Genomic DNA, 22,621 nt, shown 5'->3' on the forward strand with positions numbered 1-22,621 from the left:
ATGGCCAAGCAAACGATAGTCTGGACCGCGATCCCCAACGGCCGCGTACCCGCCGGCCCCGACGCCGGCCGGCTGCGCATCTCCATCGTGGCCTCGCCGCGCCTGACGCCGCAGGCCGTGAACGAGCAGCAGCTGCACGCGTTCGCCGACTGGGTCAACTGGCCGCGCACGCTGGAGCGGGTGCGCTTCGCGCTGAACACCGGCGCAGCGGAGATCGAGCTGGAGCCGCAGGCGCAAGCCGACGCGGCGCTGTGGGAACGGCTGCTGCCCAAGACCACGCCGGTCGCCGGTTTCGTGTTCCGCGACATGAGCAAAGTCAACCTGTTCTCGTACTCGGTGGCGGGCGTGCTGGGCCTGGCGCGCAAGCACTACGGCAGGCTGGCGGTGCAGGCCACCGGCACGCCGCCCACGCTGCTGCCCTGGCGCGACGCGCATCCGGGCCTGAAGGACATGCTGAGCGACTGCGGCACGCGCACGGCCTTCATCTCGCTGGGCGACCGGCGCGTCGAAATGCCGCTGCCCGGCTTCGACCGCTTCTTTGACGACGGCGGCGACGGCGCCGAGCGCGTGCTGCGCTCCCAGGTCTACGGCCCGCATAGCGTCTACGAAGGCCACGCTGCGGCGCCGGGCGTGAACGCCGAGGGCAATCCCCAGCCCGGGGCGAGCTTCCCGCTGCGCGCCCTGCCCACCCGCTGGAACGATGGCGGCCTCGCCGGCCCCGACCAGAACCTGATGAAGCTGTGGAACTCGCAGGCCGAGTACACCCTGTTCCAGGCCAACCGTTTCTACCGCCGCAACCCGCCCACGGCGCAACAACGCAGCATCCGCCGGCCTGACGGCGCAAACGTGCCCGCGCCGCCTGCGCAGCCGGAAATGGACTTCCACGCCATCGTGGCGTCCTACGGCGATTACCCGGCGCTGTTGCGCCAGCTCGGACTGGTCATCGACTGCCTGGTCCCGGCGGGTTCGGTCTTGGAACAGCAGTTGGCGGCGGCGCCCGCCGCGCAGGGCTATTTCTTCCTGACCCTGCGCTGGCAGGACGGCCACGATGCCGGTGATGACGCCTGCCCCGCCACCGCCTGGACGGGCGACGCGGAACGCTTCACCACGCGTCCCCGCAATCCCGCCGACCATGAACGCGGCATGCTGAAGCTGCGCCGCGCGGACGACAGCTGGAACCTGTACGAACCACGCACGCCGTTCGACGTCTACCAGGTCGACGCCGACGGCGCCGCGCTAAAAACCGTGGACTTCGTGCTCAGCGCCCAGAACCTGATCGCCAAGAGCCTGGCACTGGGCGCCGACGGCGCGGTGACCTACACCACCGGCGACAAACAAGGCGTGGCTGCGCTGCGCTCGGGCGGCCTGGGCGTGGCGCGGCGCGGCCGCGCCTGGGAGGTCGCGCAGAACGCCGCGGCCGCGGCCCTGAAGAACGCGGCGCTGTCGGGCGCGCCGGGCAGCATCGTGCTCTATGCCGAGGATCTGCTGCGCGGCTATCGCGTGGATGCGCAGCCGCAGGCGCCTGGCGATCCTCCGAAATGGCGCTCGTTGTGCCAGCGCGCCGGCACCTACCGCTGCACGGACGGCGGCGCGCCGTTGCAACTGCCTGACGACGAAGGCTATGTAAAAGGCGCCTCCACCAGCGGCGGCGAAGACCCGGACGACCAATACCTGCATGAATCGCTGTTCCGCTGGACCGGCTGGAGCCTGGTGGCGCCGCGGCCCGGGCGCACGCTGCGTGACCGCGTCGATCCGGACAGCGGTGTGCAAGGCGAGGCGCCGGAAGACGTGCAGGACACGGCCGCGGAAAAAGGCAACGGCCTGGCGGTCAGCTTCGCGGCGGCCAAGGGCAGCCTGCCGCGCCTGCGCTTCGGCATGCCCTACCGCTTCCGCGCGCGCCTGGTGGACCTGGCCGGCAACAGCCTGGCGCATGACGATCCCTCGCTGGAGCGCGACGACAACGCCACCCAGCCCGTCGTCTACTGGCGCTTCGAGCCGGTGGACCCGCCGGCGCTGGTGCAACGCGCCCGCCTGAGTGAAGGCGAGTCGCTGGAGCGCTTGGTGATCCGAAGCAATACCGGCATGGACCCGGCGACCTACCTCGACAGCCCCGATTTCAAGGCTGCCCGCCTGGAAGACGCCTCCAAGGACTACACGTATACCGCCACCAATGAACGCCACGTGGTGCCGCCCAAGGCTTCGCAGCTGCAATGCGAAACGCACGGCCTGTTCGACGCCATGATGGGCAGCCCCGCCGGCATCAAGCAGGCCTACGAGATCGCAGCCCGCGACGCCGGTACGCTCTACGACGAGGGGCCGGGCACGGACATAGAACTGGTGACGCCGCAGGTGCTGAAAGCGGTCGCCACCACCGAACAGGTGCCGCCGAAAGAACCCTCGGCCGAGCATCCCACCGGCGAGCGCCTGGCCGCCGGGCAATATGTCATCCACCGCGAAGCGCAGGTGCTCACGCCTTATCTGCCGGACCCGGCCGCGGGCGGCATCGCGCTGCGCGCCCAGCCCGGCCACGCCCTGCCCGGCGTCACGGGACCGAAGGTGCTGGGACCCAGCGCGGTAATCGCGCTGACGCCCGCGCAAGAGCTTGTGCTGCTGGTGGCGCATGCATCCAAGTGGCCGGACACGCTGGGCTTGCGCATCGTGCTGGAAGAGCGTCGCGCCACCCTGACCGACCCGCCCTGCTCGGAGGACTTCCTGGACGACGGCCTCCCCAGCTGGGACGAAGCCAAGCGGGTCCTGACCTTCTACCTGCCCAAAGGGCGCATCGCCCGGCTGCGCTATTCCAGCTTCGTGAATCCCGGCCTGGCCAACACCTTCGGCATCCCCGCCTGGGCGAACAGCGAGGGCGAGCGCGGCACGCTGCGCCTGTCCTCCGTACTGGGCGGCTGCTGGATGGTCACGCCGTACCGCTCGCTGGTGCTGGTCCATGCGACGCAGCAACCAATCTGCGAGCCGCTGCTGCTGATGGCAGAGGAACCGCAACGCGGACCTGGCGATGCCCACGCGGACCTGTACGCCCGCGTACGGCTGCACGGCCCCACCACCGGCAAGGTCGAGATCGAGGCCGATTGGCACGAATGGGTGGACGACCTGCAGAAGCCGCGCCCGGAACGCCAGGCCGGCCATGGCGTGCTGGCCGAGGTTCCCTTGTCGGAAAACTACGCGAACCTCTTCACCCTGAGCAACGCGGTGAAGGAACAACTGAACGCGGACGGCAAGCTGCGCGCGCGCGGCGACCGCCATGAATTCGGCGACACCCGTTTCCGCCTCATCCGCTACCGTCTGCGCGCCGCCACGCGGTTCCGCGAATACCTGCCGCCCTCGCTGTACGCGCAGGCGGACAAGGTCACGCGGCTGGGGCCCGTTGCCGACGGCCCGCTGGTGGAAACGGGAGCGGACGATGACCCTGGCGCCCCGGTGCTCAGGCGCGACGGTACGGCGCAGAACACCATCGTGCGCGCCAGCGCGCCGCCGGACGCCCCCGTCCTGACCTACGTGGTGCCGACCTTCCGCTGGGAGGAAACGGCGGGCGACGGCAAGCTGGACGTGACGCGGCTGGGCAACGGCCTGCGGGTCTGGCTGGAGCGGCCCTGGTTCTCCTCCGGCGACGGCGAGCTGCTGGGCGTGGTGATCGCGGGCGACGGCCAGAACTTCACCGACATCACCAACCCGCTGACGCCGCTGGTGACGCAATGGGGCCTGGATCCGCTGTGGGAAACGGCCCCGCCCAAGCACAAGGCGCGCGTGTCGGACTTCTCGGCGCGCGTCACCGACGAGCAGGTCTATCTGCAGGAAATCCCGGCCAAGCTGGTGCATGTGGTCGGACACCGCGTGCGCTGGAGCGAGGAACGCACGCGCTGGTATTGCGACATCGAGCTCGACCCCGGCCGGACCTACATGCCCTTCGTGCGCCTGGCGCTGGCCCGCTATCAACCCAACGCCATCGGTTCGGCCAAGCTGTCGCGGGTGGTGCAGGCCGAGTTCTCCCAGGTGCTGCCGCGCCGCCGCGCCGTGTTCGAGCAGAAACGCGGCCGGCTGACGTTCAGCCTGCGCGGCGTGGTGCCCAGGCACGGGCCGATGAAGTTCCCGCTGGACTCCGAGTACCTGAACATCTCTTTCATTCCCGGCATAGGCCAGACGGCCGAAAGCGGCCGCAACCGCGTCGAGCTGGTGCTGCAGACGCGCGACCCGGCGCTGGACAGCGACCTGGCCTGGAGCGATGCCGCCGTACTGGCCTCGGGCCTGCTGGATCCGTCAGGACCGGCGCCCCAGCCGCCAGGCCCGATACCTGGCCCCACACTCATAGACCGCATGCGCGAACTGCCCATCCTGGAAACCGCCACGCCCGCGACGCTCGCCGATCTCTCGCGCCTGGGCAACGTGGTCGTCGGCCCGGTGGTGCGTTTTCCGCCAGTGCTGGAAGGCCCCCTGCTGGGCGAGCTGCTGGATCCGGTCATCTGGTCCGCCAGCGTCACGCTGCCCGACCGCGGCGGCAAGCCTGCGCGCATCGCGGTGCGCGAATACGAACGCTACTACACCGACAACGCCGTGCCCGAACGGCGCGCCGGCGCCACGCAGCAGCGCCGCGTGGTGGAGGAAAGGCTGGTGTACTCGGCGTTCTTCGGGCTCTGACGCCAAGCGCCGCGCAGAATTGGCGGGCTTCCCTTATCGGGACCGGTTGGCGTGGCCGGCCCCGGCCAGCCACGCCGACAGCGCGCAGGCGATCAACAGCAGCAACGTGGGATACAGCATGCTGAGATTGCGCATTTCACCAGGCGAACAGAACAGGAAGAACAGGGGCAGATTGATCGCCGCGGCTGTCGCGCCATGGTTGCGCAAGGCGGCAGGCAAGCTGCGCCATGCCTTGGCCAGCAGGCCGGCAAAGACAAGCACGAACACGATGCTGAAACCGCGCGGCAACAGAATGCCGTACGTGTTCTCAGTGCGGAACCAGTTGCCGGGATCCGCGTAGAACAGCAGGTTGTCCCATAGCTGGAAATCCACGGTCGTACCGGGATTTCCGGCATAGCGCAGCCGCATCGCCAGGTAGACGCAGCCGCCGACCAACATCAACGCGGAAACCAGGCCAGCCGCGCGCACGCGGTCCAAGTGCCCGCGCAGGAGCGGATAGAGCGCCGGCGTAAACCAGAAGAACGCCTCCTTGTTCCACGTCGCCAGCCCCGCCAGCGCCAGCAGGAGCGGCACCCGCCATGAACGCAGCGTTGTCATGCCCAGCGCAAGCGTCACGGCGCTCATGATGAAGAGCGCCTCGGTGAAGTCGTAGAAGTAGCCGCCCTCGGTCAGCATGAACGGCAAGAGCAAGGCCATGACCGCCGGCGCGGCGATCGCGGCCGGCGCCGTCGCCCCGACCCGCAGGCAGAGTGCGCGCATGACGTAAAGGCTGGCGACCAAGGCGAAGAAGGTCAGGTAATAGACGATGTAATAGCGCAAGGCGACTGCCGGCTTCAGGGCCTCTGATTCGGGATACTTCATCGCCAGGCTGGAGCGGCTGTTCACTTTCCGCGGGTCCGACAGGCTCTTGGAAATCCGCTCCACGCTTGCCGGCGGCAGCCAGGCCTGGACCTGATTGGCAATGGCGGGAAGCAGCTGGCGATAGACGTAGGGTCGAGCGGCGGTCCCTTCAACCATGTACGACAAGCCCAGCGAAGGATGGCCGTCGTTCAGGCGCCACTTCGTATAGAAGCCATTGAACGAGGCCGCCGCCACCATCAGGAAAAAGAACAGCAACAGGAAACCGCTGTAGAAGCGGCTGCCGAAGAATCTCGTCATCATCGGATCGGCTTTTATTGAGAGAGTAGGAAGATGCCGAGGGCGATGAGCGCGGCGCCCGCCAGGCGATACGCGCCGAGTTCCTCGGCGCCTGAAAATGCCCCATACGCGAAGATGCCAAGTATGGATATGGCGACCATCAGCGGATACGCCAGCGTAAGGTCCAAGCGGCGCAGCGACAGCGCGTAAAAGCCAAAGCCCGCGCCGTATGAGGCGATGGCCAGGACATAAGTCGCGCCGCCCGGCACGCCGAACAAAGGCATGCCGCGGGACGTTCCCGCGATTTTCAAGGCAATGCTCGCAGCGACGCTGCATGCGCTGGCCAGGAATAGGAATAGGTATGCCATGGTTATCTGACCAGAAGGAAAACCGCGAGAGCCCAGGCGATCACCGCCAGGCGGATCGGCGCATCGGACAGCAAATCCCGGCCGGTGTCTTCGCCCGCCCCTTCCCGGTAGATCAGGTACAAGTATCGGAAAAGGCCGAAGGTCACGATGGGCAGGGTGATGATCAGATTGTCAGTGCCATGCATGGCTGCGGTCGTGGCATCCACGGTGTAGAGCCCGTAGGTCACCAGCGTCATGCTCACGGTTACCGCCATGAGCACGTCCAGCATCTGAGGCGAATAATGCCGCAGCACCTGACGCGTGGCCCCGTGCCCGGCGGCTTCCCCGGACAAGGCCGGGCCGAACTCCGCACGACGCTTCGCAAATCCCAGGAACAAAGTGAGCATGAACGAACAAAGCAGCATCCAGCGCGACGGCGTGATGCCCACGGCGTAGGTTCCGCAGACCAGGCGGATCATGAATCCCGCCACGATGCAGAACACGTCCACCAGGACCACATGCTTGAGCTTGAAGGTATACGCGATATTGAGGGCGAGATAGGCAGCCACGGCAGCCATCACCCCCCACAGGCCGAACCACGCGGGCAGCGACAGCGCCCCCGCAACCAATGCCGCCACCAGCATCCGGGCGCTGCGCAGGCTTACGCTTCCGCTCGCGATGGGGCGCATCTTCTTCCTGGGGTGGCGCGCGTCGGCCTCGCGGTCGTGGTAGTCGTTGAACACGTAGACGGCGCTGGACGCCATGCAAAATGCCACGAATCCGATCGCGACGGCCATGACCAGGCCGGGATCGTTCCAGTAATGCCCGAACAACAGCCCGACCAGCACGAATCCGTTCTTGAGCCACTGATGGGGCCGCAGCAGGGTCCATGCCGGCATCATCGAACCACCCTCTTCCCGTTGAGCCAGGCGCAATCCGCGGCCTTCAGCATCCAGGCATCGCCGCTGCTGTCTCCATAAGCGTGCAACGCGTAGTCGCCGATAGGCCCGAAACGCGCTTCCAGGCGCGCCACCTTCTCCGGCCCCCAGCAATTTGGCGTGCTGAAACGTCCGGTCAGGCGGCCTCCCTCCGTTTCCAACCTGGTGCAAATGAGTTCAGCCCCCAGGCCCCGGGCCACATCCTCGAGATAGAGGTCGGGGGAAGCGCTGACGATCACCACCTGGTGCCCGGACTCTTGATGTGCCCGCAATCGAGCGAGCATGTCGGGCCGCAGCGCGATGCCAGGAATCCAACGGGCAGCCAGCGCCTTCAGGTCGGACTGCCTGCGGCCGCGCAACACGACGCTGCACAGGCGCTGTTTCGCGCGTTCCCTTCTGGCCATGCCATGGTCGTTGCCCCCCTGTCCGCACATGAGCAGCGCCAGGGCCGGAGACACCATGGCCAGGCCTAGCGCCAGCTTGGGCCACGACACTCGCGCCAGAAATGGGAGCAGCGTGTCCCGATAGGTCAGCGTTCCGTCGAAGTCGAAGGCCGCGACCACGGGCATGGCAGCTGAGGATGGAGGTTCTTGAGGCATTCTGAAAGCAAGAAAAAGGCCGATCCAGAAGTGGGACGGCTGCGCGAATCGCTCGAATTCACAAAGCTTCTTATTGTAACGGAGTGTGTGGACCCAAAGGGTATCGAACGACGCCAAGCGCCACGTAAAAAAAAGGGTGCCCGAAGGCACCCGAATCCACCCTACAACAGCAACTACAACTGCATAACTCTCCTGCGATGCTTACGCGGCCTTCTGTTCCTTGCCGTGTTCGAACTGGGCTTCTTCCGTCGAACCGGTCAGCGCGGTGGTCGAGGACTGGCCGCCTTCGATGGTCTGCGTCACGGCGTCGAAGTAGCCGGTGCCGACTTCGCGCTGGTGCTTCACGGCGGTGAAGCCCATTTCAGCGGCGGCGAACTCCTTCTGCTGCAGTTCGACGAAGGCGCTCATCTGGCGGCGGGCGTAGCCGTGGGCCAGTTCGAACATGCCGTAGTTCAGCGCGTGGAAGCCGGCCAGCGTGATGAACTGGAACTTGTAGCCCATGGCACCCAGCTCGCGCTGGAACTTGGCGATGGTGCCGTCGTCCAGGTTCTTCTTCCAGTTGAACGAGGGCGAGCAGTTGTAGGCCAGCAGCTTGCCCGGGAACTGGCGATGGATGGCCTCGGCGAACTTGCGGGCGTACTCCAGGTTGGGCGTGGACGTTTCGCACCAGATCAGGTCGGCGTACGGCGCATAGGCCAGGCCGCGCGAGATGGCCTGGTCGATGCCGGCCTTGGTGCGGAAGAAGCCTTCGACGGTGCGCTCGCCGGTGATGAAGGGACGGTCGTTCTCGTCGACGTCGCTGGTCACCAGGTCGGCCGCGTCGGCGTCGGTGCGGGCCAGCAGCACGGTGGGCGTGCCCATCGTGTCGGCCGCCAGGCGCGCCGACACCAGCTTGGCGACGGCTTCGCGGGTCGGAACCAGCACCTTGCCGCCCATATGGCCGCACTTCTTGACCGAAGCCAGCTGGTCTTCGAAGTGCACGCCCGAGGCGCCGGCCTCGATCATGGCCTTCATCAGTTCGAATGCGTTCAGCACGCCGCCGAAACCGGCTTCGGCGTCCGCGACGATCGGGGCGAAGAAATCGATGTAGCCTTCGTCGCCCGGGTTCTTGCCTTCCATCCACTGGATCTGGTCGCAGCGGGTCAGCGAATTGTTGATGCGGCGGACCACTTGCGGCACCGAATTGGCGGGGTACAGCGACTGGTCGGGGTACATCTCGCCGGCCAGGTTGGCGTCGCCGGCAACCTGCCAGCCCGACAGGTAGATCGCCTTCAGGCCGGCCTTGACCTGCTGCATGGCCTGGTTGCCGGTCAGGGCGCCCAGCGAATTCACGAAAGGCTCGCTATGCAGCAGTTCCCACAGGCGGGTGGCGCCGCGGCGCGCCAGCGTGTGTTCCACGCCGATCGAGCCGCGCAGGCGGATGACGTCCTCGGCGCTGTAGTCGCGCTTGATGCCTTGCCAGCGGGCATTTTCGGCCCAGTCCTTCTGCAGATTGCGGATTTCGGTTTCGCGGTTGCTCATGTTGATGCTCCTGGTCAGTGATGGGAAGACTTCAAAAGATTCGCGTCCTGCGTTGCGTGAATCGTTGGACAAAGTCTATGCCTCTGCTGCGGAGCAATGTGGACTGATGTCTTATACAAGACGAAAAATATTATTCTTATAAATCAACCAATTACAAACTTGATTTCGTATTGCGGAACGCAATTATCATCTGTGAAATGGGTTCCCGCTGCTGCGCAGCAGCGGCTTTCACATGACGAAGGTTACATTTCACAGTGTGGAAAATCGGGCTTTTTTCCTACCGCCTACAATGCGCTCATTCTTCAAGTTTCCGATGACTCCGCTATGACGCTGTCCCACGGCCCGCTGGGCCAGAGCGTGGCCTACGCCTCGCAATACGACCCCTCGCTGCTCTTCCCCATCGCGCGCTCGCACAATCGCGCGGCGCTGAACCTGGAAGCCGGCAAGCTGCCCTTCACCGGGGTGGACCTGTGGAATGCCTATGAGCTGTCCTGGCTGGACGCCAAGGGCAAGCCGCGCGTAGCCATGGCCACCTTCTCGGTGCCGGCCGACAGCCCCAACATCATCGAGTCCAAATCCTTCAAGCTGTACCTGAACTCGTTCAACCAGACCCGCCTGGTCAATTCGGCCGCCCTGCGCGGCCGCCTGGAACGCGACCTGAGCGCCGCCGCCGGCGCGCCGGTGGGGCTGGATTTCTTCCTGCCGCAGCGCTTCTCCGAATTGCGGATGGGCGAGATGGACGGCATCTATATAGACAAGCTGGACATCGAGATCGACACCTACGAGCCCGCGCCCGAAGTGCTGCGCACCCGCCCGGGCGACGTGGTCGAGGAAACGCTGGCCTCGCGCCTCCTGAAATCGAACTGCCCCGTCACGGGCCAGCCCGACTGGGCCAGCGTGCAGATCCGCTACCGGGGCGCGCCGATAGACCGCGAATCGCTGCTGCGCTACGTCGTCTCGTTCCGCCAACATGCGGAATTCCACGAGCATTGCGTCGAGCGCATCTTCAGCGACATCATGCAGGCCTGCCAGCCGGAGCAGCTGACGGTCTACGCGCGCTATACGCGCCGCGGCGGGCTGGACATCAACCCCTGGCGCAGCAACTTCGAAGCCGGGCCGCCGGCGGACGTGCGCACCGTCCGCCAGTAGGCGCCGGAAACCGCGTTACTTCACAAAGGGCTCGGGCCGCGGCGTGTCGTCGGCCGACGGCGGCAGCACCGGGTATTGGATCGCCGGCTGATCGCCCGTCAGGGTTTTCAGGAACGCCACGATCTGCGCGTTCTCGTCCGGCGTGAAAGTCCGGCCCAGCTGCAACCGGCCCATCACGTCCACCGCCTGCGTCAAGGTGGCCGCCTCGCCGTCATGGAAGTACGGATAGGTTAGCGCCACGTTGCGCAGCGTCGGCACCTTGAAGTTGAAGCGGTCGGCGTCCTTGCCCGTCACCGCCGCGCGGCCCTCGGCCTTGTTCTCGGTCACGTAGGGCGTGACCAGACCCATCTTCTGGAACGAATTGCCGCCCACCGCCACGCCGTTGTGGCAGGCCACGCAGCCGCTGTTCTTGAAGAGTTGATAGCCCGCCAGCTCGCGCACCGTCAGCGCCTTCTGGTCGCCGCGCAGCCACTGGTCGAAGCGCGAATTGGGCGTCACCAGCGTTTCCTCGAACGCGGCCAGGGCGCCGGTAACCTCGTCGATGGTGATGTCGTCCTTGCCGAAGACCTGCTTGAATTCCGCCCGATAGCCGGGGATGGAGTTCAGCACCTGCACCGCCAGTTCGTGGGTGGAGGCCATCTCCATGGGATTGGCGATGGGGCCGCCCGCCTGCTCGCGCAAGTCCTTGGCGCGGCCGTCCCAGAACTGGGCGATGTTCAGGCTGGAGTTGAGCACTGTCGGCGAATTGATCGAGCCCTGCTGCCACTTGTGGCCAATCGAGGCCTTGAGATTGTCCGCGCCGCCCATGCCCAGGTTGTGGCAGGAATTACAGGAAATCGCGCCGGAGCGGGACAGGCGCGGGTCAAAGAAGAGCTTCTTGCCCAGCTCGACCTTGGCCGGCTCCTTGATGACCGCCGGCTCCACCGGCTGTATCGGCTCTTGCGAGGCCGCGTGGGCCAGACCGATCCAACCGCCCAGGGCGACTCCCGCCGCCAGCAACGCGCTTGCCCTTCTCATTTCGCTTCTCCTGTGAATAACCTTTTTCCAATAATGGTTATTACATCAGAGGGAAACGGGTCGAACCTTGCGGCGGGTCAAACGGCCGGCCCCCGTGCAGGGGCCCGCCAGAATCAGGAGCGCGCAGCCGCCGAAGCCGCGGCCGCGGGTTCCGCGCGCCGGGCCTGCACCGCGATCCATTGCGCCAGGAAGGCGGCGGCAGCGAATGCCACGCCCGCGCCCACCCAGGGGCCCTGGCGCAATCCGGCGTCCAGCAGCAGGCCAAATGCCAGCGGGCCCAGCGCCGAACCCACGTCCATGCCGGAATACACCAGCCCGTAGACGGATCCGGTGGATCCCTTGGGCGTGACGCGGCGGATCAGCATGTCGCGTGACGGCGCCGCAACGCCCGAGCAGAAGCCCGCCAGCGCCACCACAGGCGCGGCCAGGACCGCGGGCACCAGGCCCAGCGCCAGCACCACCAGCGTCAGGCCCGCCAGGATCAGGGCCACCATCACGGTGCGTTCGGTGCGCGGATTGGCCGACACCAGAAAGCCGCCCGCGGCCATGCCCACGGCCGAAGCCACCATATAGCCGGACAGCGCCGAGCTGGCCGCGACCTTCGACAGGTCGTACAGCTGGCCCAGCAAGGGAATGGTGTAGTTCTGCACCGAGGACAGCGCGATGGAGGTGCACGCAAAGAACAGGAACGCGCCCCACAGCGCAGGCTTGGACAAAAGCGTGGCCAGCGTGGTCAGCACGCTTTCCTGCGGTTTCGCCGCGGGCTTGGCGGCAGCCTTGCCGGCTTCCGCGTCCGCATGGTGCTCCAGAGGCGAAGGCCCGCCGATCAGGTCGCGGCCCAGCACCGTCAGCAACAAGACCAGCGCCACCAGGCCGGCCGCGCTATAGGCCGCCACGCGCCAGTCCGCCAGCAAGGTGATGCTGGTCATGAACACCGGCGTCAGCGCCCAGCCCAGATTGCCCGTCAGCCCGTGCGTGGAGAAAGCGTGTCCCAGGCGCGGCGCGGAAATGCGATGGTTGATGATGGAATAGTCGGCGGGATGGAACACGGAGTTGCCGATGCCGCCCACGACCGCCGCCGCGATCAGCATGGCATAGCCGTTGGCCGACCCGATCAGCACGCCCGACAGCACGAAGCACGTCAGCCCGAACCACAGCACCGGCCGCGCGCCAATGCGGTCCACGACGAAGCCCGACGAGGCCTGGCCGATGCCGGACACCACGTAGAACGTTGACACCAGCAGCCCCAGGCGGGCGAAGTCCAGGCCGAACTCATTGCCCAGCGAGACATAAAGCGAGGGCAGGACCAGCTGGAAAAAGTGCGAGGAAGCGTGGGCCACCCCGATCAGCAGGATGATCTTCCAGTCGCGCCGGCGGGCGGCGGCGTCCAGGGCCAGGGTATTCGCAGCGGTGTTCATTGCGGGCGGCCGCGGTCAGCGGCAGGTAGCGCGGCGCCGGATGGGGCGGTGCGCGGGTTGTCTCCGGCAACGTCCGGATGCTCCGGGCGTTGGACTCTGAGGCGCCGTGCCGGACACGCCGGTGGATCGCTCTTGGTATTCAACGGCGGCCGCCTTGCGCGAGCCGGGCCGCCGTTCTGTCAAACAATAAATACGGACTCTGGACTACATGGCCTTTTCGCGGATGGCGGGCCAGGCGCGCTGCAGGTAATACAGCATCGACCACACCGTCAGCACCGCCGCCACGATGATCAGCACATCGCCCAGCAGGCGGGCGCTGATGCCGTAGATCGGCTGGTTGTACAGCAGGCATGGAATCGCCACCATCTGCGCGGCGGTCTTGAACTTGCCCAGCCGGTGCACCGCCACGCTGGCGCTGGCGCCGATCTTGGCCATCCATTCGCGCAGCGCGGAAATCGTGATTTCACGGCCGATGATGATCAGGGAAATAAAGGCGTCGACGCGGCTGAGGTCCAGCAGGACGATCAGGGCCGCGCAGACCATCAGCTTGTCGGCGACAGGATCCAGGAAGGCTCCGAACGCCGAGGTCTGGTTCCAGCGGCGGGCCAGCCAGCCGTCGAACCAGTCGGTCAACGCCGCAATAATGAAAGCCCAGGCGGCGAAAGTGTCGCGTACAGGGACCGACATCCAGCTTTCGGGCAGGTAGAACAGCCCGACCACCAGCGGAATCATGGCGATGCGCAGCCATGTCAGGATAATGGGTACATTAATTGGCATAGTGTCCGTATGCTAACAGTAAGACGCCCCCCCGAAGCGCCGGGGGCGCTTCCCCCCCAGGGGGGCGCCGCTGCGGACCGGCGGAGCCGGATCCGCGCGGCCTGGCTGGCGCTACGCCGGTTGCTGCGTCTGCAACCGAACAGAGGGTGAGTAACCGCCGGCATTTATGCATGGCGGCTACCGCAAGGCTTCATAGATGCGGATCGCCAGGTCTTGGGAGATGCCGTCGACCGAGGCCAGGTCTTCGATGCTGGCCGAGGCCACGCCGGAGAAGCCGCCGAAGCGGGCCAGCAGGCGTTGGCGGCGGCGGGCGCCGATGCCTTCTATTTCTTCCAGGCGAGAGACGTTGCGGGCCTTGGCGCGGCGGGCGCGCATGCCGGTGATGGCGAAGCGGTGGGCTTCGTCGCGCACCTGCGCGATCAGCATCAGCGCGGCGGATTCGCCGCCCAGCGCCACCGGCGGGCGGGCATCGGCGAACACCAGGGTTTCCAGGCCGACCTTGCGCCCTTCCCCCTTGGCTACGCCTACCAATGTCTGGATATCCAGGCCCAGTTCCACGAACACCTGGCGGGCGACTTCCACCTGGCCCTTGCCGCCGTCGATCAGCACCAGGCCTGGCATGGGCGCCTCGCCGTCCGCCACCTTGGCGAAGCGGCGGCTCAGCACCTGGCGCATCGCGGCGTAATCGTCGCCCGGCGTGATGCCGGCGATGTTGTAGCGGCGGTAAAGCGACGGCTGCATGTCGTGGTGTTCGAACACCACGCAGGACGCCTGGGTTGCTTCGCCGGCCGTGTGGCTGATGTCGAAGCATTCGATGCGCAACGCGTCGAGCGCCGCTTCGTCCGTGTCCAGGTCCAGCGCTTCGGCCAGCGCCAAGGTGCGGGCGGCGCGGGCGCCGGATTCGGTCAAGGCGCGAGCCAGGGCCATCTCGGCGTTTTTGCCCGCCTGCTCCAGCCAGGCGCGGCGCGCGCCTTGCGGGCGTGTCAACACGCGCGAAGGCCGGCCGCCAGCCTGCTCGACCAGCAGGCCGATCAGGTCGGGATCCGGCAAGGCGTGCGAACAGACCAGCACCGGCGGCATGGCATTGTCGGTGTAGTGCTGGGCGACGAAAGCCTCCAGCACCTGCGGCGCGGCTTCGCCTTCGGCGTGCGTGGGAAAGAACGGCTTGTCGCCCAGATGGCGGCCGCCCCGCACCATGGCCAGATTGACGCAGACCTTGCCGCCCGCGCTCGCCACCGCGATGATGTCGGTGTCCTCGCCGCTGACGTTCTCCATGGTCTGCTGGTGCAGCACGCGCGCCAGCGACCCCATCTGATCGCGCAGCGCCGCCGCTTCCTCGAAGCGCAGTTCGCCGGCTGCCTGCTGCATCCGGCTTTCGATTTCACCCATCACGTCCTTGGCTTCCCCGTTGAGGAAGCGCACGGCGCGCTGTACGTCGCGCTCGTAGTCGGCGGCCTCGATCGCGCCGACGCAGGGCGCCGAACAGCGCCCGATCTGATGCAGCAGACAGGGCCGCGAACGGTTGGCGAAAACCGAGTCCTCACAGGTCCGCAGGCGGAATACCTTCTGCAGGATCTGGATGGTCTCGCGCACGGCCCAGGCGTTGGGGAACGGCCCGAAGTACTGCCCGCGCTTGTTGGTGGCGCCGCGGTAATAGGCGATGCGCGGCCAGTCATGGCCGGTGATCAGCAGGTAGGGATAAGACTTGTCGTCGCGGAACAGGATGTTGTAGCGCGGCTTCAGCGTCTTGATGAGGTTGTTTTCGAGGATCAGCGCTTCCGCTTCGGAGCGCGTCACCGTCACCTCCAGCCGCGCCACCTTCGCCACCATCTGGGCAATGCGGGGACTGGCCAGGTTCTTCTGGAAATACGACGAGACGCGCTTTTTCAGATCGCGCGCCTTGCCGACATACATGACCTCGCCGGCCGCATCCAGATGCCGGTAAACGCCCGGCAGATGCGGCAGGTCAGCCAGGAACGATTTGAGATTGAAGTCGTCGGGCATTCTGATAACGGCTTTCGGCCTGCAAGGTATCCCAGTCCGGCGCGTCAAAGCGCGGCATCAGGCGGCGGATGCGCTCGACGGACTCGGGCGCGTGCTCGAACTTCAGGCGTTCGAGCAATTCGTCCGCCAGGTCCGGCCGGTTGCACACCAGCACCATGTCGCAGCCGGCGCCCAGAGCCGCGTTGGCACGGTCCAGGATGTCGCCTGCGACCGAGGCGCCTTCCATGGTCAGGTCGTCCGAGAACACCACTCCATCGTAGCCCAGGCGGGTGCGCAGGATGTCCTGCACCCAGCGCTTGGAGAAGCCGGCCGGGTGCTTGTCGACCTTGGGATAGATCACATGCGCGGGCATCACCGACGGCAGCACCGCGTCGCCCAGCCACGCGTACGGCGCGGCGTCGTCCTTCAGGATCTTGTCCAAGGGACGCGGGTCCACCGGGATCTCGTGGTGCGAATCCGCTTCCACGAAACCATGGCCGGGGAAATGCTTGCCGCAAGCCGACATGCCCGCCAGCTGCAGGCCCTGGATCAGCGCGCGCGACAGCATCGTGACCACGCGCGGGTCCTGGTGGAAGGCGCGGGTGCCGATCACCTTGCTGACGCCATAGTCCAGGTCCAGCACCGGGGTGAAGCTCATGTCCACGCCGCAGGCGCGCAACTCGGCGGCCAGCACGTAGCCGGCTTCGGTCGCGAGGCGCATGGCCTGCAGCGGATCGCGGTCCCACAGCACGCCCAGGTCGCGCATGGCGGGCAGCGCCGTGAAGCCGTCTTCGCGGAAACGCTGCACGCGGCCGCCCTCATGGTCCACCAGGATCAGCAGGGGTTCCTTGCGGGCCTTGTGGATCTGGCGCGTCAGTTCGGTCAGTTGCTTGCGGCTTTCGAAGTTGCGCGCAAACAGAATCACGCCGCCCACCAGCGGGTGGCGCAGACGCTTCTTCTCCGCTTTCGTCAGCGAGTATCCCGCCACATCGACCATCACGGGGCCGGGCGGCAGGACCGCCCTGGATTTCTTCTTGGCCATGTCAGGCTGTCCTTCTGTCTAAGTCTGGCAAGCCGGCGGCGGACACGGGTCCGCGGGTCAGGGCTTGCATTCGACCACCACGTAAGCGGCGGCCATGTCGGATTCGTCGGTAATGGAAACGTGGGCCGCGCCGAAACGCTGCTCATACCATGACAGCAGTTCGGGCGCGATCACCAGCACGGGACGCCCGCCGGACGCATTCAGCGTCTGCACGCGCCGCCACGTCATGGGCATGCGCATGCCCAGGCCGATGGCCTTGGAAAACGCCTCCTTGGCCGCAAACCGCGTGGCCAGGAAACGCAGGCCGCGCACCGGGTCGCGGGCGCGGCGCGCGTGGAACTTCTGCAATTCTTCGACGCCCAGGATCTTTTCCGCGAAACGGTCGCCGTGGCGCGCCAGCGCGCGCTCGATGCGGTCGATGCGCAGCAGGTCCATGCCGATGCCGGCAATGGCGCCCGCGGGCGCGACGGGGCGGGAAGCGTCAGACATGGTTGTGAGCGCGCGTCCGGCGGCAGGCAGGACGCATCGGGTCCGCGGTCACAGCCCGCGCAGCGCTTGCAGGCGAGCCTGCACCATCAGCGCCTTCATGTCGCGCACCGCCTTTTCCCAGCCGTCGAACACCGCCTGCGCCACGATGGCGTGGCCGATGTTGAGTTCGGAAATGCCTTCCAGCGCGGCCACCGGCTTGACGTTGCCGTAGTGCAGGCCATGGCCTGCGTTCACGCGCAAGCCGTGGCGCAGCCCTTCGGTCACGGCCAGGCGCAGGCGCTGCAGTTCGGCCTCGGCGGCCTCGCCTTCAGCTTCGGCGTAGGCGCCGGTATGCAATTCGATCACCGGCGCGCCGGCCTTGGCCGCAGCCGCGATCTGCACCGGATCCGGATCGATGAAAAGCGACACGCGGATGCCAGCCTCGGCCAGCAGGCCCACCGCATCCGATACGGGGCCCATGGCGCCAGCGACTTCCAGGCCGCCTTCGGTCGTGAGTTCGGTGCGCTTTTCAGGCACCAGGCAGACGTCATTCGGCTTGACCGCGCAGGCGATCTCCAGCATTTCCGCCGTCACCGCGCATTCCAGGTTCATGCGCGTGCGCAGTTGCGGACGCATGGCATAGACGTCCTTGTCCTGGATATGGCGCCGGTCTTCGCGCAGATGCAGCGTGATCAGGTCGGCGCCGGCGTCCTCCGCGCGCAACGCGGCGAGCACCGGGTCCGGATAGGTCGTGTGGCGTTGTTGCCGCAGCGTGGCAACGTGATCGATGTTTACACCAAGTTCTATCATTGCACTTTCGTTGTTTCTTCCCAGCCGCCGCCCAGGGCCTTGTAGAGCTCCACGCGGTTGATCAGCGCAGCCAGTCCAGTCTGGACCAGCGCGAGCTGGGCATTGAAAAAGTCCACCTGCGCGGTCTGCACCTGCAGGTAGCTGTCGATACCATTGGTATAGCGCAGATTCGACAGTTCCAGCGTGCGGCCGGACGCATCCTGCAAGGCGCGCTGGGCATCCAGTTGCGCCCCGTAGGTGGCTTCGCCCGCCAGCGCGTCCGACACTTCGCGGAACGCCTGCTGGATGGACTGTTCGTATTGCGCCACGGCGATATTGTCGCGCGCCTTGGCCAGGTTCAGCCCTTCGCGGATACTGCCGCCGGCGAACAGCGGCGTGGTGATCGACGGCGAGAAGCTCCAATAGCCCTGGCCGCCCTTGAACAGGTCGCCCAACGAGGGGCTGGCCACGCCCAGCAGGCCGGTCAGCGAGATGGTCGGGAAGAACGCCGCGCGCGCCGCGCCGATATTGGCGTTGGCGGACAGCAGCTGGTTCTCCGCGGCCATGATGTCCGGACGGCGCTCCAGCAGATCGGACGGCAGGCCTGCGGGCACCGTCGCCAGCAGCTGGTCGCGGCCGAACACGGCCGGCGCCGGCAGGTCCGGCGGCAAGGGCGCGCCGACCAGCAGCACCAGGGCGTTCATGGCCTGGGCCTGGGCGCGGGCCAGTTGCGCCAGGTCGGACGAGGCCGTATCCAGCAGCGTCTTGGCCTGGTTCAGATCCAGCTCCGAAGCCACGCCGCCGTCGAAACGGCGCTTGACCAGGTCGTAGGATTCCTGGCGCGAGGCCAGGGTGCGCTTGGTCAGGTCCAGCTGGACCTCGGCCGCGCGCAGGTTGAAATATGACTGCGCAACCGAACCCACCAGCGTGATGTGCACGCTCTTCTGCGCCTGCTCCGTCGACAGGTACTGCTGGTACGCCGCTTCGGACAGATTGCGCAGGCGGCCGAACAGGTCGATCTCGAAGGTGGTCAGGCCGATGCCCGCCTGGTAGGAACTGCTGATGGAGCCAGCACCTTGCGCCCGCATGTTCTGCGGCAAATGCTGGCGCTGGCCCTGGATGCCGGCGCCGATGCTGGGCCATTGCGCGCCGCGCTGGACGCCGTACTGGGCGCGGGCCTCTTCCACCCGCTGCACCGCCACGCGCAGGTCGCGGTTGTTGACCAGCGCCAGCTCGATCAGGCTTTGCAGGCGCGGATCACGGAAGAACTCGCGCCAGCCCAGATTGGCCGCCGGCGTGCCGTCCTGCGGCATGACAGCGGTGGACGGCTGGGTGCCCAGCGAGGTGGGCTTGGCGTAGCCGCCGTATTGCACCTTGGGCTGGTCGGGCCACGTGCCGGAAACCGGCGCATCGGGGCGCTTGTAATCAGGCGCCAGCGAGCAGCCGGCCAACGCCACCGCCACGAAAGCGGACAAGGCGGTCTGTTTGAACTTCAGGGCTTTCATTCCTTGCCCTCCTGGCCACCGTTGGGTTGTGCGGGATGTTGCGCGGGCGCGTCCGACGCAGCCTGCCCGGCGGCAGCCTTCTTGGCCGCCTGCTCTTCTTCGAAGGCGCGCAGTTCGGCGCCCAGCAGGCGCGGACGGGTCTTGAACAGGCCCAGCACCACCACGAAGAACGTCGGCACGAAAATCACCGCGAACGGCGTGGCGGCCAACATGCCGCCCAGCACGCCCAGACCCACGGCGCGCTGGCTGGCGGCGCCAGCGCCGGTCGCCATGGCCAGGGGCACCACGCCCAGGATGAAGGCCAGCGAGGTCATCAGGATGGGACGGAACCGCAGCCTCGCGGCTTCCACCGCGGACTCGTACAGCCCCATGCCGCGGGCGTACTGGTCCTTGGCGAATTCCACGATAAGAATGGCGTTCTTGGCCGCCAAGCCGATCACGGTCACCATGCCCACCTGGAAGTACACGTCGTTGGACATGCCCAGCGCGCTGATCAGCGCCACCGCGCCCAGCATGCCCAGCGGCACCACCAGCATCACCGAAATCGGGATGGCCCAGCTTTCATACAGGGCGGCCAGCACCAGGAACACCACCAGCAGCGACAGGCCCATCAGGATCGGAGCCTGGTTGCCAGCCTGGCGCTCCTGATAGGAAAGGCCGTTCCACTCGTAGCCGAAGCCCTGTGGCAACTGGCCCACCAGGCGTTCCATCTCGGCCATCGCCTCGCCCGTGGTGTAGCCAGGGGCGGCGTTGCCGCTGATGCGCATGGACTCGTAACTGTTGTAGCGCACCACCTGCACCGGGCCCTGCTTCCATTCGGCCCTGACGAAGGTGGACAGCGGCACCATGCCACCCTGGCTGTTGCGCGCATTCAGCTGCAGCACGTCATTGAGCTGCATGCGGTACGGCGCGTCGGCCTGCACCCAGATGTTCTGCATCCGGCCCAGGTTGGGGAACTTGCTCAGGTAGGCGGAGCCGACCGCGGTGGAAATCAGCGAGGCGGCCTCGTTGAAGTCCACGCCCAGCGCGGCCGCCTTGTCGCGGTCGATGGTCAGGCTGAGCTGCGCGCCCGGTCCGAGGCCGGTGATGCGCACCTGCGACAGCACGGGGCTCTTCATGACCAGGCCCATGAGTTCGCCGGTGGCCGAGGCCAGGGCGGCCGAACCCGCCGCGCCGCGATCCTGCAGGCGGAAGTCGAAGCCGGTGGCGTTGCCCAGGGACGAAATGGCGGGCGGCACCAAGGTGAACACCTGCGCGTCATGGATGCCCATCAACTGCTTTTCGAAGGCATGGAAGGCAATGGCGCCCGCCGAGTCCTGGCGCGACTTGCGCTCGCTGAAGTCTTTCAGCGTGACGAAGGCGATAGCGGCGTTCAGGCCGTTGCCGTTGAAGCTGTAGCCCTGCACCGCGATGATGTTCTCGACCGCGGGCACGTCCGAGAAGTACTTCTCGACCTGCTCGATGACCTCGACCGTGCGGTTGGCCGTGGCGCCGGTGGGCAGCTCGATGTTGCTGACCACGTAGCCCTGGTCTTCCTCGGGCAGGAAGGACGAAGGCAGGCGCAGGTACAGCCAGCCCAGCAGCACGACCAGCAGCAGGAACGCCAGCATCATGCGGCCGCCCTTGTGCAGGATGCGCGACACCCAGTTCTGGTAGTTGTGGGTGGTGGCGTCGAACTTGCGGTTGAACCAGCCGAAGAAGCCCTTCTTGTCCTCGTGGTGGCCCTTGGGCACCGGTTTGAGGATGGTGGCGCACAGCGCCGGCGTGAAGGTCAGGGCCAGCAGCGCCGAGAAGAAGATCGACACGGCCATCGCGATCGAGAACTGGCGATAGATCACGCCCACCGAACCGCTCATGAAGGCCAGCGGCAGGAACACCGTCACCAGCACCAGCGTAATGCCGATGATGGCGCCGCTGATCTGCGGCATGGCTTTCTTGGTGGCTTCTTTCGGTGGCAATCCCTCTGTGGACATGATCCGCTCGACGTTCTCCACCACCACGATGGCATCGTCCACCAGAATCCCGATGGCCAGCACCATGGCGAACATGGTCAGCACGTTGATGGAGAAGCCCAGCGCCAGCATCACCGCGAACGCCCCCAGCATGGCCACCGGCACCACCAGGGCCGGTATCAGGGTATAGCGGACGTTCTGCAGGAACAGGTACATCACCAGGAACACCAGCACCATGGCTTCCGCCAGGGTGTGGACCACCTGCTCGATGGACACCTTCACGTAGGGCGCGGTGTCGTACGGAATGGAATAGGTGATGTTGCCCGGGAAGTACTTGGACAGTTCCTGCATCTGCTGGCGCACGCCCTGGGCGGTGGCCAGCGCGTTGGCGTTGGGCGACAGCACGATGGCGAATGCGGCCGTCGGCTTGCCGTTCAGGCGGGCGCCGAACTGGTAGTTGTCCGCGCCGACTTCGATGCGGGCGACGTCGCGCAGCAGCACCTGGGAGCCGTCGGTATTGGCGCGCAGGACGATCTTGCCGAAGCCCTCCACCGTACTCAGCTGGCCGTTGGCCGTGACCGTGGCGGTGATGCGCTGCGAATCCGGGTTGGGCGGCGCGCCGATGCTGCCGCCGGAAATCACCACGTTCTGCTGGGCGATGGCCTGGTTGACCTGCGACATGCTCAGGTTGAAGCCGACCAGCTTGGCGGGATCGACCCACACGCGCATGGCGCGCGGCGCCGCGAACAGCTGGAACTGGCCCACGCCGGGCACGCGGGAAACCGGGTTCTTGATGTTGCGGGTGATGTAGTCGGCCAGCGCCGTCTGGTCCAGGGAACCGTCGGTGGAGGACACCGCCGCCACCATCAGGAAGCCGGTACTGGTCTGCTCATACTGCAGGCCCTGCTGCTGCACGGCGGTGGGCAGCTGCGCGACCACGTTGGACACGCGGTTCTGCACGTCCACCTGCGCAAGGTCCGGATTGGTGCCCGGAGCGAAGGACGCGGTGATGGTCGAAGTGCCGTAGGAATCGCTGACCGACTCGTAGTAGATCAGGCCCTTGGCGCCGTTGAGCTGGTCTTCGATGATACTGGTGACCTGCTCGGCCACTTCGTTGGCCGAAGCGCCGGGATAGGTAGCCGTGATCGTGATCGCGGGCGGCGCCACGTCCGGGTACTGCGAAATCGGCATGTTCGGGATCGCCAGCACCCCGGCCAGCAGGATGAACAGGGCGACTACCCAAGCGAAAATCGGTCTATCAATAAAAAATTGCGGCATGTGGGCTGACTCTGAAAGCGATGCTCACCAAAGAGGAACGCGGCGCCTGCG

Annotated in this window: 16 protein-coding genes; 2 read left to right on the plus strand and 14 right to left on the minus strand. The window is 66.5% G+C overall.

Going from position 1 to position 22,621, the window contains the following annotated elements:
* A complete protein-coding gene (locus tag ACM1PE_RS17645) occupies positions 1–4,650 on the plus strand; it encodes a hypothetical protein (RefSeq protein WP_419340610.1) in 4,650 nt (1,549 codons plus the stop codon).
* A 33-nt stretch (positions 4,651–4,683) separates the two neighbouring features.
* Here ACM1PE_RS17645 and ACM1PE_RS17650 read toward each other — a convergent pair whose 3' ends face one another.
* From ACM1PE_RS17650 to aceA, 5 genes are all read right to left on the minus strand, one after another.
* Positions 4,684–5,811: a hypothetical protein gene (locus tag ACM1PE_RS17650; RefSeq protein ID WP_419340611.1), complete on the minus strand. Its 1,128-nt coding sequence runs from the start codon at positions 5,809–5,811 to the stop codon at positions 4,684–4,686.
* 11 nt (positions 5,812–5,822) lie between these two features.
* Positions 5,823–6,071 (minus strand): hypothetical protein, encoded by a 249-nt coding sequence (locus ACM1PE_RS17655; protein WP_059372439.1) that lies wholly within the window; start codon positions 6,069–6,071, stop codon positions 5,823–5,825.
* Positions 6,072–6,157: 86 nt separating this feature from the next.
* Complete coding sequence (locus tag ACM1PE_RS17660; RefSeq protein ID WP_059372436.1) at positions 6,158–7,036, minus strand: decaprenyl-phosphate phosphoribosyltransferase; 879 nt, start codon at positions 7,034–7,036, stop codon at positions 6,158–6,160.
* Positions 7,033–7,641, minus strand: a complete 609-nt coding sequence (locus ACM1PE_RS17665) for an HAD-IB family hydrolase (RefSeq protein ID WP_059372433.1) — start codon at positions 7,639–7,641, stop codon at positions 7,033–7,035. The genes ACM1PE_RS17660 and ACM1PE_RS17665 overlap by 4 nt, the downstream gene beginning before the upstream one ends.
* A 231-nt stretch (positions 7,642–7,872) precedes the next feature.
* Positions 7,873–9,192, minus strand: a complete 1,320-nt coding sequence (aceA, locus tag ACM1PE_RS17670) for an isocitrate lyase (protein WP_042794353.1) — start codon at positions 9,190–9,192, stop codon at positions 7,873–7,875.
* 324 nt (positions 9,193–9,516) lie between these two features.
* Between aceA and queF the strand changes: the two genes are divergently transcribed.
* Complete coding sequence (gene queF / locus ACM1PE_RS17675) at positions 9,517–10,341, plus strand: NADPH-dependent 7-cyano-7-deazaguanine reductase QueF (protein WP_059372432.1); 825 nt, start codon at positions 9,517–9,519, stop codon at positions 10,339–10,341.
* A gap of 15 nt (positions 10,342–10,356) precedes the next feature.
* Here queF and ACM1PE_RS17680 read toward each other — a convergent pair whose 3' ends face one another.
* From ACM1PE_RS17680 to ACM1PE_RS17720, 9 genes are all read right to left on the minus strand, one after another.
* Complete coding sequence (locus tag ACM1PE_RS17680) at positions 10,357–11,358, minus strand: cytochrome-c peroxidase (protein ID WP_059372430.1); 1,002 nt, start codon at positions 11,356–11,358, stop codon at positions 10,357–10,359.
* A gap of 113 nt (positions 11,359–11,471) precedes the next feature.
* Positions 11,472–12,776: an MFS transporter gene (locus ACM1PE_RS17685; RefSeq protein ID WP_118932519.1), complete on the minus strand. Its 1,305-nt coding sequence runs from the start codon at positions 12,774–12,776 to the stop codon at positions 11,472–11,474.
* Positions 12,777–12,980: 204 nt separating this feature from the next.
* On the minus strand, positions 12,981–13,553 hold the full coding sequence (gene pgsA / locus ACM1PE_RS17690) for a CDP-diacylglycerol--glycerol-3-phosphate 3-phosphatidyltransferase (RefSeq protein WP_059372426.1): 573 nt from the start codon (positions 13,551–13,553) through the stop codon (positions 12,981–12,983).
* Between the two features lie 177 nt (positions 13,554–13,730).
* Entirely contained in the window at positions 13,731–15,557 is a 1,827-nt protein-coding gene (gene uvrC, locus ACM1PE_RS17695; RefSeq protein ID WP_419340612.1) for an excinuclease ABC subunit UvrC, read from the minus strand.
* Positions 15,520–16,578, minus strand: coding sequence for a beta-N-acetylhexosaminidase (gene nagZ, locus ACM1PE_RS17700; protein WP_059372421.1), 1,059 nt, complete (start codon positions 16,576–16,578; stop codon positions 15,520–15,522). The genes uvrC and nagZ overlap by 38 nt, the downstream gene beginning before the upstream one ends.
* Positions 16,579–16,635: 57 nt before the next feature.
* Positions 16,636–17,067, minus strand: a complete 432-nt coding sequence (gene acpS / locus ACM1PE_RS17705; protein WP_419340613.1) for a holo-ACP synthase — start codon at positions 17,065–17,067, stop codon at positions 16,636–16,638.
* A 48-nt stretch (positions 17,068–17,115) separates the two neighbouring features.
* The gene (gene pdxJ, locus ACM1PE_RS17710) at positions 17,116–17,856 is read right to left on the minus strand and encodes a pyridoxine 5'-phosphate synthase (protein ID WP_059372417.1); all 741 of its coding nucleotides are present in this window, start codon (positions 17,854–17,856) and stop codon (positions 17,116–17,118) included.
* Entirely contained in the window at positions 17,853–19,340 is a 1,488-nt protein-coding gene (locus ACM1PE_RS17715) for an efflux transporter outer membrane subunit (RefSeq protein WP_059372413.1), read from the minus strand. Before ACM1PE_RS17715 ends, pdxJ begins: the two co-directional genes overlap by 4 nt.
* Positions 19,337–22,570: a multidrug efflux RND transporter permease subunit gene (locus ACM1PE_RS17720; RefSeq protein ID WP_419340614.1), complete on the minus strand. Its 3,234-nt coding sequence runs from the start codon at positions 22,568–22,570 to the stop codon at positions 19,337–19,339. The genes ACM1PE_RS17715 and ACM1PE_RS17720 overlap by 4 nt, the downstream gene beginning before the upstream one ends.
* Positions 22,571–22,621: the final 51 nt, after the last annotated feature.

This window comes from Achromobacter sp. PD1 (genome assembly GCF_048541815.1).
GTDB classification, from domain to species: domain Bacteria; phylum Pseudomonadota; class Gammaproteobacteria; order Burkholderiales; family Burkholderiaceae_B; genus Achromobacter; species Achromobacter bronchisepticus_A.

Bases quoted from the DNA above. Each gene is read 5' to 3' on its own strand.
- ACM1PE_RS17655 (WP_059372439.1), bottom strand. From the start codon at position 6,071: ATGCCTTTGTTCGGCGTGCCGGGCGGCGCGACTTATGTCCTGGCCATC.
- ACM1PE_RS17720 (WP_419340614.1), bottom strand. From the start codon at position 22,570: ATGCCGCAATTTTTTATTGATAGACCGATTTTCGCTTGGGTAGTCGCC.
- ACM1PE_RS17660 (WP_059372436.1), bottom strand. From the start codon at position 7,036: ATGATGCCGGCATGGACCCTGCTGCGGCCCCATCAGTGGCTCAAGAAC.
- aceA (WP_042794353.1), bottom strand. From the start codon at position 9,192: ATGAGCAACCGCGAAACCGAAATCCGCAATCTGCAGAAGGACTGGGCC.
- ACM1PE_RS17680 (WP_059372430.1), bottom strand. From the start codon at position 11,358: ATGAGAAGGGCAAGCGCGTTGCTGGCGGCGGGAGTCGCCCTGGGCGGT.
- ACM1PE_RS17645 (WP_419340610.1), top strand. From the start codon at position 1: ATGGCCAAGCAAACGATAGTCTGGACCGCGATCCCCAACGGCCGCGTA.
- acpS (WP_419340613.1), bottom strand. From the start codon at position 17,067: ATGTCTGACGCTTCCCGCCCCGTCGCGCCCGCGGGCGCCATTGCCGGC.
- nagZ (WP_059372421.1), bottom strand. From the start codon at position 16,578: ATGGCCAAGAAGAAATCCAGGGCGGTCCTGCCGCCCGGCCCCGTGATG.
- uvrC (WP_419340612.1), bottom strand. From the start codon at position 15,557: ATGCCCGACGACTTCAATCTCAAATCGTTCCTGGCTGACCTGCCGCAT.
- ACM1PE_RS17650 (WP_419340611.1), bottom strand. From the start codon at position 5,811: ATGATGACGAGATTCTTCGGCAGCCGCTTCTACAGCGGTTTCCTGTTG.
- ACM1PE_RS17665 (WP_059372433.1), bottom strand. From the start codon at position 7,641: ATGCCCGTGGTCGCGGCCTTCGACTTCGACGGAACGCTGACCTATCGG.
- queF (WP_059372432.1), top strand. From the start codon at position 9,517: ATGACGCTGTCCCACGGCCCGCTGGGCCAGAGCGTGGCCTACGCCTCG.
- ACM1PE_RS17715 (WP_059372413.1), bottom strand. From the start codon at position 19,340: ATGAAAGCCCTGAAGTTCAAACAGACCGCCTTGTCCGCTTTCGTGGCG.
- pdxJ (WP_059372417.1), bottom strand. From the start codon at position 17,856: ATGATAGAACTTGGTGTAAACATCGATCACGTTGCCACGCTGCGGCAA.
- pgsA (WP_059372426.1), bottom strand. From the start codon at position 13,553: ATGCCAATTAATGTACCCATTATCCTGACATGGCTGCGCATCGCCATG.
- ACM1PE_RS17685 (WP_118932519.1), bottom strand. From the start codon at position 12,776: ATGAACACCGCTGCGAATACCCTGGCCCTGGACGCCGCCGCCCGCCGG.